We start from the raw sequence: 18,083 nt of genomic DNA on the forward strand, positions 1-18,083 counted from the left end.
ATATTCTTTTTGTTACCAAGCTATCTCTTGCATTTATTATATTCATAATCATGAATATATTCAAGTATATAAATATATACTGTGCTGACAGTATTGTGGCTCAATACAATTATAAAATGCAAAAACAGCCAAAAATCTTTGGCCGTCTTACACATTTTACAATATCAGAATATCAGGTAGGAACACCTTACTCTTATCATCACTGCCATATTGCCTTGTGGGCCAGTAACCTCCCAGTGACAGTACTTTCATTTCATCTCCTATATTCATAACTAACTCTGCCGATTTTGCCCCGCTAACTGTGACATACCATTCATATGCCTGTCCCGTGTTCATCGTTCTTTCCTGATCAAACATTACGGCTCCATCAGTAAGCATATATCCGATAGGTCCTCCGTGTAGGTGTTTCATCCATTCATCTGCATATCCTTTCTCCAGATATAATTTTTCCTGCAGATCAAAAATATCTGTAAAACGGACTCCCTTTTTGCTTGCAACGATGATCTCTGCCTGGATTTCGCAAACGTCATCATATCTTTTACGCAGTTTTTCATCAGGCTCTCCTATGGAAACTATTCTTGCAAGGTTCGCATGTAATCCCCATTTTCTTAAAGCCGGAGAGATCAGCAACGTTTTTTCAACCACTTTATCGCTCGGTGTACAATGCCGGTAGCACAAGATTCTTTCATCACTTCCGATTAGCAATACGTCTATATCTATATCATATTGTGCACATTGTTGTACAAATATTCTTTTTACTTCATTTTCCGTCATCCCGGAATGGATTTTATCTGCTGTATATTTTAATATCTGATCACAAAGTTTTCCAAACTCCTCATATCTTGCCAACTCTGCTTTGGTCATCGGATATTCTAGGCTATATATTCCTTCCAGATCTACAACTGCCCCTTCTATGGGGATATCTGATACAATGCTTCCCCCTTCCAGTAGCTTGACAGCCTGTTCCTCTTTACTTATGGATTTCCAGTCTAACTCACATGGTTCAAAACCTGCCCCCAGGAGCTGTTCCTGCATGGCTCTGTCAATGTCGGCACGCATGGCAACCGCCCATCTTTTTGTTCTGGTAATCACCAGATAGATAAAGCCTGTTTCCGTATTAAGTACAACTCCACTCTCCTCTCCTCCGGTGAGCCAGGAGAAATTATCTCTTCTGCCAAGAACCATTCCGTCATACTTATTTCTTTCGAGATAACCATATATTCTGTTCAGCTTCCTCTCAAAATCTTCCATTACGTTTCCTCTTAGCCTCTTCTATTTTTTCAGTTTCCTGAGAACTTTATAGTCCTGTTTCACATGTTCATACAGATTTTTATATACATCGAAATATTCCATATATATTTCATGATTTTCCGGAATTGGCTCCATTGGTTCCACATACTCCGCCTTTTCCTTCGCAATACTGTAATCCTTAAGATATCCGGCTGCCACTGCCCCAAGCAATGCGTCCCCATATGGTGCCCCGACTCTGTTTTTTACAAAAACAGTTGGCACATTCAAAACATCTGTAATGATCCTTCTCCACAGTCTGCTCTTTGCACCACCTTCATTCATAACCAGAGGGTAATTAATGCGCATTCCACTGTCTCTTAAAATCCTGAAAGAATCATACAGTGCATATGCAACGCCTTCCATCATTGCACGGACCAAATGTGCTTTCGTGTGGTACAAAGACAATCCAAATATAACTCCTCTGGCATCATTGTCCCATATCGGGGTCCGTTCTCCCATTAAATACGGAAGAACTACCAGACCTTCACTTCCCACGGGAATCTTTTCAGCTTCCATATTCAGATAATCATATGCATCAAAATCCGGAAGCAGCTTCTCCATGGCCATTTCCAGATCGCTGAAATTTTCTTTCAAATACCGCAGTGATTGTCCCCCCGTTTGAGTTGTTGTCACCGTAATATAAGTATTGGTGCAGTCCGATGTGTACCTGAAATTAAACATATCTTCAAAAAAGTTTTCCCGTTTATGTATAATCCCGATATTTCCGCAAGTTCCCAGATTCATCTGGACATCGCCTTCTTCTATAGCTCCGGCTCCGATCCATCCTGCGTTACAGTCCACTTGGCCTCCGGCTACCTCTATCCCTTCCACAAGCCCGGTTTCAAGTGCCGCCTGCCCACTCACCTCACCAATAATCTCTTCACAGCGGTAAAAATCCGGCATCAGGTCCATAGAAATACCAAGTTCATCCATCATCTTTTCATCAAATTTATTTTCTTTCAGATCATATGCCACCCCGTAGAATGTCCCCGCTGAAAGGTGGGCCGTATATTTTCCGGTCAATTTTAGTCTAATGTATCCGTCTATGGTTAATGCCTTATAAATTTTTTTATAATCCTCTGGTCTGTTTTCCTTTTCCCATAATAGATTCACAAGAATCGGATGATCTTCAATTCTATTTCCTGTTAATGCAAAGATTTTTTGAACACCTACATGCTCAATCAACCATTTTTCCTGCTTATTCGCTCTTCTGTCCATTAGATTATAAGCATGGTGTACCGGGTTTTCGTCCCTGTCGACAAGCACTAGTGAGGGAAGCGCCGACGAGGTTCCTATTCCTCTGATTTCTTTTGGGTCCACCCCTGCTTTTTTTATACACTCTTTTATCATGCCGCAGGTAAGAGGCCAGTAATCTGTTGCTTTATGTTCCGAATAATTGTCCTGATTTGTCAAAATTTCATACTGACGGTAAGCGTAGGCGCAGACATCTGCATGTTCGTCTATAATGCACACCTTGCAGCCGCCTGTTCCATAATCCAATCCCATAAAATAGTTTCCCATATATCCTCCAATTTAACCTCAGCATCATTTGGTTTCATTCTTCCTTTATTGTGTCCGGACTGATCACAGAATCCGGAGGTTCGCCATGTATTAGTCTATTGACATTTTTCATCTGCTCTTCGTTCAAATATCTTGTATGGCCGAGGATTTTAGAAACAATATTGGCCCTGGCGAACATCTCTAAGGTTTCCATTTTATAGAATGCATCATATACATCCGTGGTACTTATTGTCAGAGCACCGTGATTTGCCAGTAAAATAGTTTCACTTTCCGGGTATTCCTTTAAGACCCTTGTCACCTCTCTTGGCACTTCAATCGTAGTCGGTGTTGTATACCTTGTGACCGAAATTCCTTTTAATGCAAACATCACCTCCGGCAAAGCCACTTTATCAAAAGAAACCTCAGACATAGCATATCCGGTTGTTATTGGGGGATGTGCATGAACCACTGCTTTTATATCCGGTCTTTGCCTGTATGCCGCCAAATGCATTCTAATGTCCCTTGCTGGTTTCTGACCGCTAAGTACATTTCCTTCCATATCCACTGCCGTGATATTCTCTGCCTGCATCTTGCCTTTGCATATCCCGGAAGCTGTAATGAATATTTCATTCCTCCCAATACGAATGCTCATATTTCCGTCTGTCCCTACAAGCAGCCCTTTCTCATATAGCTCTTTTCCTACCTGTACTATATCTTCTTTATATTGTTCCTGTGTCCGGGGCATCTCCCACCTCTTTTCCATCATCTTACAAAGAATGCATCGTCTGCTTTAATGTTTCATACAGAGATTGATAAAGAAAATACCGCTCCTTATAAAGAGACATTATTTCCTTTTGCGGATGATATATTTTATCTGTTTTTACAAGCTGTGACGCCTGCTTTACATTCTCAAATCTTCCTGTCCCGACTCCTGCCAGCATTGCCGCTCCCAGACAGGCAGCTTCTCTGGTCTGAAGTGTTGATACGGGCATTCCCAGAATATTTGCTTTTAGCTGCAATCCATCTGCCGACTTTGCACCGCCGCCGACACATCTTAACTCTTGAATGGTTACATTTGCATCCTTTAATGTGTCAATATTTAATTTCATTTCAAATGCCTGTGCCTCAAGGATTGCCTTCACAATATCGTACCGCGTTGTTGTCATGGTAAGACCTAGAAATGCCCCCTTCATGTCAAGATCACATGTCGGATTTCCACTTCCGTTAAGGTATGGCATCATCAGGACAGGGGATAACGATTTCGGCAGTTTTTCAAACAAGTAACTGTAAATATCAGTATGATCAGCATTTGCAGTTACTTTGTCCTCATAACAAAACTCCTCCACAAACCACTTGAGCAACACCCCTCCTGTATGATTTAATGCAAACGTAAAATACATGTCAGGGTCTGTGTGAATATAACAGGGGTAAAAATTTTTATACATTGCCTGCTCTACACGAGGTTTCTGAAATATTGTAGAAATCACCTCTGCAGTACCGTGGGAATCCAATGCCATATTTTCATGCACAATTCCGGCCCCTAATGCCGCACATGTCTGGTCATGTCCTCCTGCTGCAAGAACCGCCCCGGAGTGAATTCCCAGTTCTTTCGCCAGCCGTTTATCAATTGTCCCCACGATTTCCCCTGAAGGTACTGCCCGCCCCAATTTGTCCTGCTGTATATCCAGCCTGGAGAGTATCTCCCGGTCCCACATCTTTGTATGAATATTAAAAGCCATAGTCCGGCTTGCCATGGTGTAATCCAGTACTATTTCATCGCTCCCCAGTTTCCCCAAAATGAAATCTGCATATGTTACAAACTTAAAAGTCTGTTCATACAATTGGGGCAGGTTATTTTTCACCCATATTATTTTAATCAGAGAGTTCATTGGGTGGGGACGCATACCTGTCCTCCTGAACAAGTATTCTCCGCCCAGTGCTGTGTTGCAATATTCTGTTTCCTTTGTTCCGCGATAGTCCATCCCCAATTGTGCATATGCCAGTGCTTCTCTATTACTGTTAATTGGTATGACTGCATCCCCCTGTACCGATATGGAGATCCCTTTGATATACTCTCCGGTTTTTTCTGCAGCTTCACGTATTGCCTTTTTAGTGAGCAGCCACAGACCCTCGGCATTCTGCTGGGCGTATCCTGCCCTTGAATACATAATGTCATATTCCTGAAAACCATATCCTGCAGGGTTCCCGTCTTCATCAAACACCATTGCTTTTACACCGGTTGTCCCCAGATCTATCCCTAGTAACATGTGCCACCTCTCAGCTGTTTTTCATTTACTGAAAATAAAAATTTCTTGTTTCCTTTTCCTGTTCTTCATCGTAAAAATCTGCACGTACTCCCGGAATATAAGTCAATGCCTCCAAGATTACCGGCAATACATCACCGTGAATCCCTACCGCATGGTGCACATAGGGCCCTTTCACAATCATGGTTTCTACTTTGGGCCAGTTTGGAATTTCAACCCAGGCATACGTTCCAATTGTACTTGGTCCTTCAATTACCTTCGCCTTTCCCATTAACATTCCATATTCTCCATTATCCCCATCGAATCGGAGGATCGAAATTTCACCGGGTTTCAGTTCTGCGACCACTGAACCCGGACAATGTTCCGGAAAGGCGAATGGTCTGTCTAATTTTGCTTTCTCTTTTGCCAGAGAGATCGGCCATGGACCGCAATGCTGTAATAACTCTCCATTTTCATTTTCCGGATGCCGTACGGACCAGTCTGCGAAGAAACTGGGGGTTTCTCCCATTCCTGCTGCCTGAACCATAATAGCCGTAATTGCTCCATGAATATCTGTTTCACAGACAACCGGTATCCCTTCTTCTGTAAGTAAAGCATTTGCACAGCAGGGCATGATATGAAGTGCCTGCTGCAGTGCATCCCAGCATTGAATCGCCACAGCATTGCAATAGTTTTCTTCTGCGAAATATTTCATTGCAACCTTTAATGCCGCCACTCTCCGCACAGAATCTTCTGGAATACATACCTCCATATTAGCATGAATAAATTCAACCGTATCAGACACATCCTGATTATCAGATGCCTCCAGTTCTTTCACTCTATCTGTAAACTCAACCATTGTGATCGGAAATATCTGGACTCCGAATTTTTCCAGAAGTTCACCTTCGTTCACCATCATGGTCCAAAAGTCCGCCGGTCTTGTATCAATCTGGAGGATCCGTGCTTTTCTGAATTCTTTGATTACATTTGCTGCAGCAACAAAGTTTTTCAGTCCTTTTTCAAAGCTTTCATCATCCACTCTGCAATTGGGCATATAAGTAAACGGTACCTGCATTCTGCGCAATACTTTTCCTGTTGCAAAAAGTCCGCATTGTGTATCCCGCAGCCGGCTCCCATCTTCCTCCGGGGCCTCATCTCTCGGTCCCCACAGCAATACTGGCACATTTAATGCTCTTGCAACTTTTCCACAGCTATGTTCTGAACCGAAATTACAATGAGCGATAAAAAGTGCGTCTACTTTTGCTGCTTTAAATTTATCGATCACTGATTCTACATCTTCCGCACAGCGCAGTAAGCCTTCCTCATTGATGTCTTCAATATCAACAAATTCTATTTCCAGCGCCTTCATTTTTTCTGCGATCAATTTTTTGTATTTGAGCGCATCCTCTACACTAAAAATTCTTCTTCTCGTGGGTGCATACCCAATTAATACTTTGTTTTTCATATACATTTTCCTTTCCTGGCCGCTGCCAAATACATTTTTATTTTTATGCTAATAACTGATCCTGCATACGCCGTAATTGGAGCAGGACCGATGAGTTATCAAGTTCTACCATGTCATATGTAATTACCGTATCTACCGGCACGTCTACCTTCAATACTGCCCCTTTTGCCAGGCCCGCCGGCAGCATATTCCCTGCCTTTGCTGCATGTGCATGTTCAATAGACGCCCGGTAGCAGTACTCTCCGATCGCATCCAGTGTTTCCCCTGCCTTAAGATCCCTTTTTGCAATTGTAATGCACTCTGAGGTCAGGTGATCCATAGGATGGGCAGTTGACTCTCCATATAATACTGCCTGCGCCGCGGTAATCGGAGTTTCGATAGAACATAGATGGTAGGGTCTGTACAGTAGATAGTTGGGGCCTTCTCCCATATCTCTTTGTACCAGTCCGTCAATAATCCTTTTGTTATCTGTAGTCACAATGACAAAAACACCTGGGTTAATATCGCCAATGCCATAATCTACGATCCCCGTAGTTTCCAGAATTCCTCCCTGTTCCTTCAAAGAAAACACCTTTGACAGGTCTTTGACATTACAGCTTGGTCCATGCATTCCTCTGATATCTACTTTTAAACCAGTTGCATTTGACACTGCACACATTTCTATCATGGTTTTGGAGCCATCTACAAATTCCACCAACATACGGGGGTTCATATCCCGTGCCGCTGCTTTTGCTATCCACTCCTCCTGTCCCGGATTTGCATACAAGTCAAGAGGATTGTTCTTGCCCTTTCCCGCTGCCACCACCTCAAAGCCCAGCGCCCTGGCAAAACGATAGACTTCTATAATAGAACCCGGCTCATCTCCTGCCGTCAATGAATATACAATTCCTGCCTGCTCACACATTTTTCTTAAAATTGGACCTACTGTAATGTCGCACTCTACGTTCATCATGACAATATGCTTTTTATAAAAGATACACTCGGTTGTAACCCTGGCCCCCATTTCAGGAGATCCGGTCGCATCGATTACGCTTTGAATCGGTTTTGCCCCAACCGCCAGCTTATAATTTGTTGTTGCCACTCTTTTTCCTGCTGCAATGGCAGCTTCTGCTTCCTCCAGCAAATCTGTTACAACAATTTCTTCTCTTGTTTTAGCTTGTTTATATGCATCCACCGCAATATCTGTATTGATATCCACTACAATGTCACAGATCATCCCCTTCATTTCAGAAATTTGTGAGACAATATCTTTTCCCATCTGCCCCGCACCTATAAGGGCTACATGGATTGGTGTTCCTTCTTCCTCAAGTTTTAATAACTTTGTATCAATTTCATACATACTGTTTTTCTCCTTCTACATCCATGGGTCAACTACAACCTTGATTGCTTCTCCATTTGTTACCATTTCCATTCCATTTACAAGGTTCTCCAGGTTTACTTTTCCGTTGACATACATCTCTGCATGAATATCCCTGTTATGAATAGCCTGAAGTGCATCATACAATCCTGTACCCGGGTAAGAAAAGGCACCTAACACTATAATTTCATCATAATGTATCTTATTGGAGTCCAATGTTGTCATTGGGTTTGATTTTGGAACTCCGCCGTAGATTACAACTCTTCCTCTTTTTCTGACTAACTCTAATGCCTGCTGCTGGGCAGCTGTGTTGGGTACTGCACAGATTACAATATCCGCCCCCGGACCCACCAGCTCTTTTACCTTATTCGTAGCTTCTTCCAGGTTTTTATTATTGAATATATATTCGAATCCAAACTTTTCTGCCTGCTTCATTCTTCCTCTGGCAAGCATAATGACCTTCTTTGCACCTCTCGCCTTTGCCACTTCCATATGAAGACATCCTACCGGACCGTCCCCTATCACGACAACGGTGTCCCCATAGGACACTTGATTATACTCCTGGCATGCCAGAACCCCCGACGCCGGCTCCCCAAATGCAGCATGGTCATAGCTCATCCCCTCCGGAATGTGTTCAATAAATCCCCGCTCCATCACTATTTTAGGAACAGAAATATAACCGGCAAACCCTCCCGGGAAATGTGTTCCCAGCATACGGTGGTTTTCGCATAAATTCACCATACCTCTTTTACAGTAATAGCATTCACCGCAGCTTACATCCGGTGCAAGGGCAACCCGGTCCCCTGCCTTAAACTGTCTGACATCTGAAGCGGCTTCCACTACCTCTCCGGCAATTTCATGCCCCATAACCTGATCTCTGATACCGTCCTTTAATCCATTATGATAATTCCTGATATCCCCTCCGCATATCCCACAGGCATGAACCTTAACCAGCACTCCTTCTTCGGGACATTCGGGTATCGGGCGTTCTTCAATCTCAATATGTTCTATATCCTTGAATACCGCAGCTTTCATATACCCTTTTCTCATATTTCTTTCACCTTACCTAATAAACGGTCTCCTACTGCTCCCTTGGGATGAATGACCGCAAACTGTTCTTTTGTGTAATTTGTATATTGCATCAAAGAGATACAGATGGCGTCGAAAACTGAAATTACACACAATGTACTTGCTGTGGCAAGCATATTAAACCGGCATGGCTCCTGCCCGGTTTTTACTTTAATACAAATATCTGCCATTTTCCCAATCTCAGATTCTTCATTTTCTGTAATCGCAGCCAGTGTTGCCCCCTTTGCTTTGCAGGCCGGGATCATCTGTACTAATTCTTCGGTGCCGCCTCCTTTACTGACTAAAATAAGGATATCCTCTTTCTGTAATACCCCCAGCCCCCCATGCACTGCATCGGATGGAGTTAAAAATACCGCCGGCCGTTCAATACAATTCAAAGAATGTACCCCTTTCTTAGCTGCCATTGCTGAAGTTCCGCATCCGGCAATCACTACTTTTCCTGTTCCGTCACCAATCCGTCTGACTACCTCTGCGACTTTTTCCATGTCTACAGTTGTCAGCAGCGATTCCACAGCCTTTGCCTCCATAAAAATGGTTCTTGCGGCCTCCTGGATAATATCTTTGTCCTCCATGTCTTCACCTCCCGTTTCTACTGAAATCTCCGCAAAAAATGACGTGTGTAAAAATATTGTCTTCCTTACACACGTCATATTATCATATTCATTTTTTCCCAGCTGTACATTTTTTTTATAATATTTCTGTAATTTTTTTAGTTGACAGCATGTTCCTTTCTGTACTGGGAAGGGGTTACGTGCAAATGCTTTACAAATACCTCTCTAAAATATCTTGCATCATTGTAACCGATCGCTTCTGCTATCTCATTAACTGATAAACTGCTTGTTATTAATAACCCCTGTGCTTTTTCTAACCTTAGGCCCGTAATATAATCAATGAATTTAATGTTCTTTTCTTTTTTAAATAGCTGGCTTAAATAACTTGTGTTAATAAAATTTTTTTTTGCGATTCCTCCCAGACTTATATCCTTACTGTAATTTTTTTCTATATACTCGATAATTTCCTCGATCAAAGGCCTTCCATAATTTTTTTTACTTTTCGAAAACAACAGACTGACCTCAACCAACTTGTTTTCAAGCCATCCTTCTAACACTTCTATACTGCTGTTGGCACTGATCGCACCTTCAATCTCTTCAAACATAGCTAAAGCTATATCTGTATCTTTCTCATTTTCTTTGAGTAATTTCAACACAATAAAATAAACATCCAGACAAACAATTTTTACATTAGCATAATTATTCTTCACTGCTTCCTTAAATATTTCCTGCAGGCATTTTCTTATTTCTATTTCATTCTGAGTCTTGATAAAACTTTCCAGCAGATCTTTTTTTAACCCCGTAATGATCTGGATATCACTTTTCTTTATTTTGATTTCAGTAAAGCTGCATACAGAACCTATGCCCGACAAATTACACTGCATAACACTCTGTATAGATTGCCTGTAACTTTTACAGACATCTTCCACTGCCTCTGCTTCATCCCCCAGGCCGATATGTAAGTTTAATCCATAAATATTTTCCAGAATTGTAACCAGTTTATTTGCTTTTTCAATTAAAAAATATCTTGCAATTGTTGTATCCGTGTTTAAAATCAGGACAAATTGATTATCATATTTAAAATGCGTAAAAGAATAGCCCTTCCAATTTGCAAATACTTCGTCTATTACGTTGCAGATGGCATATTGGAGAATTTCCAGTCCGGACACATTCTTGAATTTTGGAATCTCCTTGATGTTGTCTGCAACAATGGTTATTACAACATATTTTTTTTGTTTAAAAATAATTTCCATTTCTTTCAGATCTTCCAGCAGCTCTGTTGTATCAATTTCTGCATCTGCACTTATGAGCTCTGAGAGGTATCTGTTTTTCTTATAAGTTGTCCCTTCATAGGCCTTGGTTTTGATCGTGGATTCCATTGCCTGTTTTTCTCTGTTTTTGTCTAAATCCTCCAACAGGCTTTGTATCCGCATTTTGAATTCATCATTATCAATCGGCTTTAATAAATAGTCATTCACTCCCAGGGTAATTGCTGTGCGGGCATATTCAAAATTTTTAAACCCGCTTATTACAATGAATTTTAACATGGGATGGTGTTCTCTTGCTTTTGCAATAAATTCTAATCCATCCATCATGGGCATTTTAATGTCCACCAGAACGATATCCACCCGGTTATTCTGTATAAAATTTAATGCTTCCACTGCATTTTCCTGCGCCGGTGCTACTTCCAGCTCAGGAAAAAATCTGCCTATTTTTTTACAAATGCCATTTCTAATAATTTCCTCGTCATCAACCACCAATACTCTGTACATTTTCCTCCTCCTTACATTGTTTTTACAGGCAGATCGAGTTCTACGAGCGTTCCTTCACCCTCTTTACTGCCTATTTTAATTCCATACTCTTCCCCAAAGTATAATTTAATTCGTGCGTTGGTGTTTTCCAGGCCTATGCTGCTGTGGGTACCTTCATAACTCACTTTGTGGACGATATCGTTTCTGGAGTAATTTTTCAGGCTGTTGTTGAGTTGTTCCAGGCGCTCTCTTGGAATTCCATCTCCGTCATCCTCCACCTGGATAACAAGTATTTCGTCTTTTTGGTACGCCCTGACGGCTACCTGACATTTCCCAATAGAGTTTTCAATTCCATGGACCACCGCATTTTCAACAAGAGGCTGTATGAGAAGCTTTACAATCAGCAGCTCCTCACATCCTTCTTCAATTTCATAAAAAATATCTATCTTTTTGCCAAACCGCAGCTTCTGAATGATCATATAATTCTTTATATGGCCTATCTCCTCTTTCAAGGTAACATATTCCTGACCCCTGTTAATGGAATATCTGTACATCTTAGAAAGGGCCTGACAGGCGTCACTGATACTGTCCGCGCCTTCTGCTTCTGCCATCATGTCAATGGTCTGCAGGGTATTATACAGGAAATGAGGATTGATCTGTGCCTGCAGGGCATTAAGTTCTGCTTCTTTTTGATAGATTTCAGACTGGTATACATTGTCAATCAACTGTTTTGTTTTTTTTACCATTTTATCAAAGGAACCTGCAAGCTGCCCTATTTCATCCTGTGTGCCTGTATCAATATCAATGTCAAAATCGCCCTTTCCTACCTGCTTCATTTTTTTCTGAAGTTGTGTGATCGGCTCAGTGATCGAACGTTTGACAGTAAGCGCAAGATACAGAGATACAATAATACACAGTAAAGTAGTTGCTATAATTACAATCCTTAAATTTCTTATATCAGAGAGAAGATCCGCCGCTTCCAGTTCATAAATTACACTCCATTTTGTTATTTCAGATGTACTGAATGCTACAAATTTATTTTCCTTTTCAGATTCCAGATGTCCGCTTTTCTGCATCAGAGCTTCACTGATGTAATCACTTCGGAACTGTGTTCCTATATACTGGGAAGCCGGATGATAAACAATGGTTTTATTGTCATCAACGATCACGACCTTCTGTCCCTTGTTATTATTCATATCCTGTAAAAGATTCCCTAAAGTGTTACAGCTTAAATCTACAATAATGCATCCTATTTCTTTTGTGTTAGTTTCATCATAGATTTTTTTAACAATAGAAAATAATTTCTGTTCGGCTCCTTCCTGGATCGTGGAGGCTCTGTCATAAGTTGAGAGAATCATGGTATTTGTTTTACTGCGCTTCATAAATGCAAACCACTGTGTTCTGGTAAAATCATATTCTTTTCTGAGACTTAGATAATTCTTATCTGATGTATAAACCATTCCGTTATAAGAGCATACGTATATATTTTCTACCGCAAAGGAAGTAATAAATGCCATATCTATAAGGTTATTCATATATTGTTTATCCTCATAATAAGATGCTATGGTGCTCTTCTTCTCCTGGTCCAATATTTCCTTCAGCCTTCTATCCGAGGTTACCTGCATGGCAAGGTTCATCGTACTGTTAATTTCATTATCAATATTGTCAATCATCTGCTGGGTGGTTTCCTGAGTTGATTTCATAACCTTATTTTTTAAAGAATAACTCCCCATATAGGCGCTAAAAGCACTTAGAACTACTTCCGGTAAAATGATAACAATTACGAAAATCACAATAAGTTTATTGCCAACCTTTAAATTCCGATATGCATTTTGTATTTTTCCCATTACCTCTGTTCCTCATTTTTGATATTTCTTGCAAATTTCATGCCTATATTATATTATTAAATAGTCAACATTGCTATCTATCTTTTGTTTTAAAAAGAGGTTTTTATGCATAATCGTAAAAATTACCGAAAATTCGGTGTGTTAATTTTATCTTTTATAACTCTTTTTACATTTATAAATATTGTATATGGGGCACTGACATCTATCCAAGAAACAAATATGCCCGTATCGGAGAGTAAAACATTATCCATTTTAACATGGAAGCCTATACCTGCTACAATTATAGACGGGTTTCATGAACAATACCCCGATTACTATCTTAATATAGAGCGCTATCCCCAGACGAATTATATCTCTTTTTTAAATTCCAAGCTGCAGACCGATGCCTCTATTGATTTAGTAGAGATACCTGTTGAATTTTATAAAGACTATGTAGACTCTGATTCCCTGACCGAAATCACGAATACTTACATGTTATCCCGGTTTTGGAATGAACCTGTCCAGTTTTTGAAATCGGCCTCAAATACAGAAAAAGTATATGGCATACCCTATCAGAGTGCTTTTCAGGAGTTTTGGTATAATCAGGCCATTTTTGAGAAGTATCATTTAGAACCGCCAAAGAGTATCTCTAATTTTTATAAAGCGTGCGAAGTGTTATCCCAGGCCAATGTTCCTCCATTGGCAATCGGTTTAAACGATTGCCGCACGGCTCAGGTTTTTTTATCCTCCTTAATCTCTGAGGCAGTGCTAAAAGGGACCCCCTTGGATGAAGAGGCATCCATTGTCAATGCATATCAGATGCTTCATAAGAATTATTTAGATGAAACTCTTTTTTCTATGAGCAATGAACAGGCTTTTGCCGCCTTTTTAGATTCTTCTTATGCCATGGCATTTACATCGGAAGATGTAACCTCACAGTTATCTGATTCTATTATGCAGAAAATAGATATTCAGGTAACGGGAATTTATATCCAGGATGAAAACCAGACACATGTTGTGGGCACTCCTGCAGATTCCGTGCTCTGCATCAGCAGCTATTCCTCCAATCAGGATATGTGCATGGAATTCCTGGATTATTATACGCAATATGATACTGTAAAATCTTATATCGACGAAACCAAATGTACTACAAACATACAGGAATATACCATTAATCCCTTCATTTCAAAGGAATGGGAGCAAATGCGCCTGAGTGTCCCTTATCCCGGATGGGGCAGCTACCATGTTTCTTCTTTCCATTCGGATAACGGACAGGAAACATTGGCTCAAAAATTATTGTGCAATGTGATAACGCCTGATGAGTACATCCAACAAATTCAATCCGGAGGAAACAACCATGAAGCGATTAGATAAAAACAAGTTATTACTGTATCTGCTGGTAGTATGCTTTATAATTATTGCGGTTTTGTCCTACTTCCTGATCAGGCCGGATATGAATTCCCCTCAGACTTCCACTCCTAAGGAAGAATACATATGGGTCTCTACCATGACCGGAGATCCTATGTTTACGGAAAATGATATCCCTGCGTTCCGAAAATTCGGAGAAGAAAAAAATGTCACTGCCACCATTATGGGCCCTAAAGAATATGACATTACCGGGCAGATTGAAGCTTTAGAGGAAGCTATCGCCCGGAAGCCGGCAGGCATTCTGGTCCTGGGAATGGAGCAGAGTCTTGCTCCGACAATCAATAAGGCTATTCAAAAAGGGATTCCTGTAATCACTGTGGATTCAGATGTACAGTCTTCTGCCCGGATCGCATTCGTTGGTTCTAACTGGTATGATATTGGTGTTGCACAGGCTGAATCTATGGTAAAACTAATTGGCGGACAGGGTAAAATAGCTATCATGGGCATCGGCGGTGCAGACACAACAGAGGCAGCCTTTGAGGGTTACTACAGCGTCATTGACAATTATCCCGACATTACCATAGTGGGAGAATATGATGATATGGCCAACCCTGATGAATCCGCCCGTATTACTGCACAGGTACTGGAAATCTACCCCGATATTGCCGGTTTTTCAGGCTTTAATAATAACAGTGCCCGCGGCATTGCCCAAGGGATACGGGAGCATGCTCCTGAAAAAGATATCAAAGTCACCGCAATGGATATTGAACCCGCTAATTTAAAATTAGTGGACAGCGAAGAGGTCGATGTGATCATAGGACAAAAGCGTGCCCTTTTCACTTATTACGGCGGTAATTTTCTCTATGACATTAACCACTCTTCTTTGACGATCAAGGATCTGGCAGAGGGTATCACAGAGGTCATTCCAGAAAAAACATATACCGGGTTAATAAAGGTAGACCGCTCTAATCTGCACACTTACTTTCCGAATTTAAAATAATATATATCTATTTGGCGAGAACCAAGCAGCGAGGAAACCGTAGGTTTCGGAGCTTGGTTCTGAATAGTTGCAATAATATAATGATACCAGGGTCCCAAGTTTATGCAGTAATGCAAAAATTTACTGCAGGCTTTCATTTCTAATATTTCTTTGTTCTGCTTTTGCAATGTATTTACTTCTTATACTGTCAAGAAATACTGCAAGGAAGATAATTGCCGCAGATATCAGCGGCTGCTTATACAAGTCAACCTGCATAAATACAAGTCCGGCCTGAATCATTTGAATCATTACCGCACCCAGCACTACGCCGGGAAACACCTTGCCAACGCCTCCCGAGAGACTTGCTCCACCCAGTACTGCCGCTGCAATCGCATTGAACTCTTCGCCCTTTCCAAATGCAGCGTTAACAATTCCAATCTGGGCTACGGATACAATGCCTCCGATACCTGCAAATAAAGCTGACATCACATAGCATGTAAACAGAACTTTTTTTGTATTAATTCCCGCTTTTCTTGCCTCTTCCACATCATTTCCTACCGCATAAATCTGTCTGCCAAGTTTTGTTTTTTCCAAAAACAAAACTCCGAATATAATGATCACAGCAAAAATAATAATTGGCATTGGAATACCCAGAACTGCTTTTGAGCCCATGGAAGTTATAATCTTGGGCAGCTTCACCGACTCAGACCGGGTCATCAACAGACCCACGGCTTTTACAAATACCATCATACCCAGAGTTGTGATAAATGGTAATATACCCAAAATAACAATAAAAAAAGCATTGAGCACACCAACCAGCACCGCTGCCAACAGACCTATGATTATTGCCAAAGCAGTAGGCATCCCTAATTTTTGAACCGCCAGCCCGGTGACAGCCGCGGACAAATACATCACAGATCCTATGGATAAGTCAATTCCACCTGTTAACAATACAAACATAATTCCAATGGCTATAATTCCAACATAGGAGGAGGATACCACTATGTTCTTAAAAGAATCCACGCTAATGAATTTTGGTGAGAAAATACCAAATATTAAGAAGATTACAATAAATAAGATAATCGGAATATTTCTTAACACAAACATTTTTATACTTTTATTCCTGATCATTTATCTCACCCCCCTTTCCGCCTTACCCTCTGTCTGGTTAAATGCTGCTTTCAGAATGTTTTCTTTGTCAAACTCTTCTCTTGTAAGTTCTCCGTGAATTTCTCCATTTCCCATGACCAATATTCTGTCACAAATTCCCATTAATTCTTCAAGCTCAGAAGATATCACCCATACAGCTTTACCTTCCGCTGCCAGTTGATTGATGATATTGTATACTTCGTATTTTGCGCCTACGTCAATTCCTCTCGTAGGCTCATCCACAATAAACACTTCCGGATCAGCAAGCAGCCACTTTCCGATAACCACCTTCTGCTGGTTCCCCCCGCTCATGCTTTTTGCCGGATTATTCTCAATGGGAGGGCACTTTACCTTTAATTGATCTACAATAGTATCTGCTTTACTTCTGACACATTCTTCATTGACAATTTTAAGCCTTCCTTTCGCACTGGAGGGTACAGAGACCAATGATAAGTTGTCTAAAATGGAAAACTCCATTAACAGTCCCTCTTCCCGCCTGTTTTCTGTTACAAATGCCATTTTATGCTCAATCGCTTTCTGCGGATTATGTTTTTCTGTCTTTTCCCCGTTGATGATTATTTCTCCTGTTTCATAGGGGTCTAATCCATATATAATCCTGGCCAGCTCACTTCGGCCCGACCCCATCAGTCCAAACATTCCAACTACTTCACCTTTATATATATCCATATTAATATTATGTACAATTCCACTCTGAGACAGACCTTTCACACTTAGTGCAGCCTCTTTCGACGGCTGATTCGTTTTAGTGGGATATAATTGATTGATTTCTCTGCCGATCATAGATTGAATCATCCTGTCAATTGTATAATTTTCTTTTTTATCCCTGTCCGTGATACATCCGTCACGTAAAACAATAATTTGGTCTGACAACTTTTCCACGTCCGCCAAAATGTGAGAAATATAGATAATAGATTTTCCTTCTTCCTTTAGCTTATCAATAATTCCAAATAATTTCTCTGTCTCCTTATTTGTCAGAGAAGTGGTGGGTTCATCAAAAATCAAAATCTTAGGCTCCGAAGACAATGCCTTTGCAATTTCCACCAGCTGACGCTCTCCAGGAGATAACTTTTCAACAATTGTATCCACCGAAACATGTAAATCTACTGCTTCTAAAGCTTTATCCACTCGACTGCTCATCTCACTTTTTTTGATAAGCGGCAAGACCCCCATTTTCGGAAACGAATCAATAAACACATTGTCATTGATACTTAAATTGGTAAACAGGTTCAGCTCCTGATGTATAAATGCAATCCCCGCTTTTTTTGCGTCAGAGGGTCGTGTGGGCCTGTACGGTTCTCCGTTTATATACAGTTCGCCGCTGTCTGCCGGTAAAATCCCGCCTACAATATTCATCAGGGTTGATTTTCCGGCGCCATTTTCTCCGATCAGACTTAGCAGCTCACCTTTTTTTAAACCCAGCGTCACGTCTTTCAGTGCCGGAATTCCGAAAAAGCTTTTTGCTATATTCTGTAATTCTAATACATATTCACTCAT

At 40.9% G+C, this 18,083-nt stretch carries 14 protein-coding genes; 2 read left to right on the forward strand and 12 right to left on the reverse strand.

Annotated elements, in window-relative coordinates:
* Positions 1–156 precede the first annotated feature (156 nt).
* The 10 genes from EDD59_RS10420 to EDD59_RS10465 all read right to left on the reverse strand — a co-directional run bounded on the left by EDD59_RS10420 (position 157) and on the right by EDD59_RS10465 (position 13,093).
* On the reverse strand, positions 157–1,251 hold the full coding sequence (locus EDD59_RS10420; RefSeq protein ID WP_132381575.1) for a M24 family metallopeptidase: 1,095 nt from the start codon (positions 1,249–1,251) through the stop codon (positions 157–159).
* Positions 1,252–1,272: 21 nt separating this feature from the next.
* A complete protein-coding gene (locus EDD59_RS10425) occupies positions 1,273–2,811 on the reverse strand; it encodes an FGGY-family carbohydrate kinase (protein WP_132381577.1) in 1,539 nt (512 codons plus the stop codon).
* Between the two features lie 34 nt (positions 2,812–2,845).
* Complete coding sequence (locus EDD59_RS10430; protein WP_132381579.1) at positions 2,846–3,556, reverse strand: class II aldolase/adducin family protein; 711 nt, start codon at positions 3,554–3,556, stop codon at positions 2,846–2,848.
* Position 3,557: 1 nt separating this feature from the next.
* Complete coding sequence (locus EDD59_RS10435; RefSeq protein WP_132381581.1) at positions 3,558–5,057, reverse strand: FGGY-family carbohydrate kinase; 1,500 nt, start codon at positions 5,055–5,057, stop codon at positions 3,558–3,560.
* A gap of 25 nt (positions 5,058–5,082) precedes the next feature.
* Positions 5,083–6,498 carry an L-fucose/L-arabinose isomerase family protein gene (locus tag EDD59_RS10440; protein ID WP_132381583.1) on the reverse strand — a complete coding sequence of 472 codons (1,416 nt, stop codon included), beginning with the start codon at positions 6,496–6,498 and terminating at the stop codon, positions 5,083–5,085.
* A gap of 43 nt (positions 6,499–6,541) precedes the next feature.
* Positions 6,542–7,837, reverse strand: a complete 1,296-nt coding sequence (locus EDD59_RS10445; RefSeq protein ID WP_132381585.1) for an NAD(P)H-dependent oxidoreductase — start codon at positions 7,835–7,837, stop codon at positions 6,542–6,544.
* 15 nt (positions 7,838–7,852) lie between these two features.
* Positions 7,853–8,905 (reverse strand): alcohol dehydrogenase catalytic domain-containing protein, encoded by a 1,053-nt coding sequence (locus EDD59_RS10450; protein ID WP_132381587.1) that lies wholly within the window; start codon positions 8,903–8,905, stop codon positions 7,853–7,855.
* Positions 8,902–9,516, reverse strand: coding sequence for a KpsF/GutQ family sugar-phosphate isomerase (locus EDD59_RS10455; RefSeq protein ID WP_132381589.1), 615 nt, complete (start codon positions 9,514–9,516; stop codon positions 8,902–8,904). Before EDD59_RS10455 ends, EDD59_RS10450 begins: the two co-directional genes overlap by 4 nt.
* Positions 9,517–9,653: 137 nt before the next feature.
* Positions 9,654–11,267, reverse strand: a complete 1,614-nt coding sequence (locus EDD59_RS10460) for a response regulator transcription factor (RefSeq protein WP_132381591.1) — start codon at positions 11,265–11,267, stop codon at positions 9,654–9,656.
* 11 nt (positions 11,268–11,278) lie between these two features.
* The gene (locus EDD59_RS10465; RefSeq protein ID WP_132381593.1) at positions 11,279–13,093 is read right to left on the reverse strand and encodes a sensor histidine kinase; all 1,815 of its coding nucleotides are present in this window, start codon (positions 13,091–13,093) and stop codon (positions 11,279–11,281) included.
* 105 nt (positions 13,094–13,198) lie between these two features.
* On the opposite strand from EDD59_RS10465, the gene EDD59_RS10470 reads away from it, so the two are divergent.
* Together EDD59_RS10470 and EDD59_RS10475 are read left to right on the forward strand one after the other, a co-directional pair.
* Positions 13,199–14,446, forward strand: a complete 1,248-nt coding sequence (locus tag EDD59_RS10470) for an ABC transporter substrate-binding protein (protein ID WP_132381595.1) — start codon at positions 13,199–13,201, stop codon at positions 14,444–14,446.
* Positions 14,430–15,440 carry a substrate-binding domain-containing protein gene (locus EDD59_RS10475; protein ID WP_165920908.1) on the forward strand — a complete coding sequence of 337 codons (1,011 nt, stop codon included), beginning with the start codon at positions 14,430–14,432 and terminating at the stop codon, positions 15,438–15,440. Before EDD59_RS10470 ends, EDD59_RS10475 begins: the two co-directional genes overlap by 17 nt.
* A gap of 120 nt (positions 15,441–15,560) precedes the next feature.
* Here the strand turns inward: EDD59_RS10475 and EDD59_RS10480 are convergent, their stop codons facing one another.
* Both EDD59_RS10480 and EDD59_RS10485 read right to left on the reverse strand, forming a co-directional pair.
* Positions 15,561–16,550 carry an ABC transporter permease gene (locus EDD59_RS10480; RefSeq protein WP_132381599.1) on the reverse strand — a complete coding sequence of 330 codons (990 nt, stop codon included), beginning with the start codon at positions 16,548–16,550 and terminating at the stop codon, positions 15,561–15,563.
* A complete protein-coding gene (locus EDD59_RS10485; protein WP_243117398.1) occupies positions 16,551–18,083 on the reverse strand; it encodes a sugar ABC transporter ATP-binding protein in 1,533 nt (510 codons plus the stop codon).

The sequence above is a fragment of the Muricomes intestini genome (assembly GCF_004346165.1).
In the GTDB taxonomy this organism is placed as follows: domain Bacteria; phylum Bacillota; class Clostridia; order Lachnospirales; family Lachnospiraceae; genus Muricomes; species Muricomes intestini.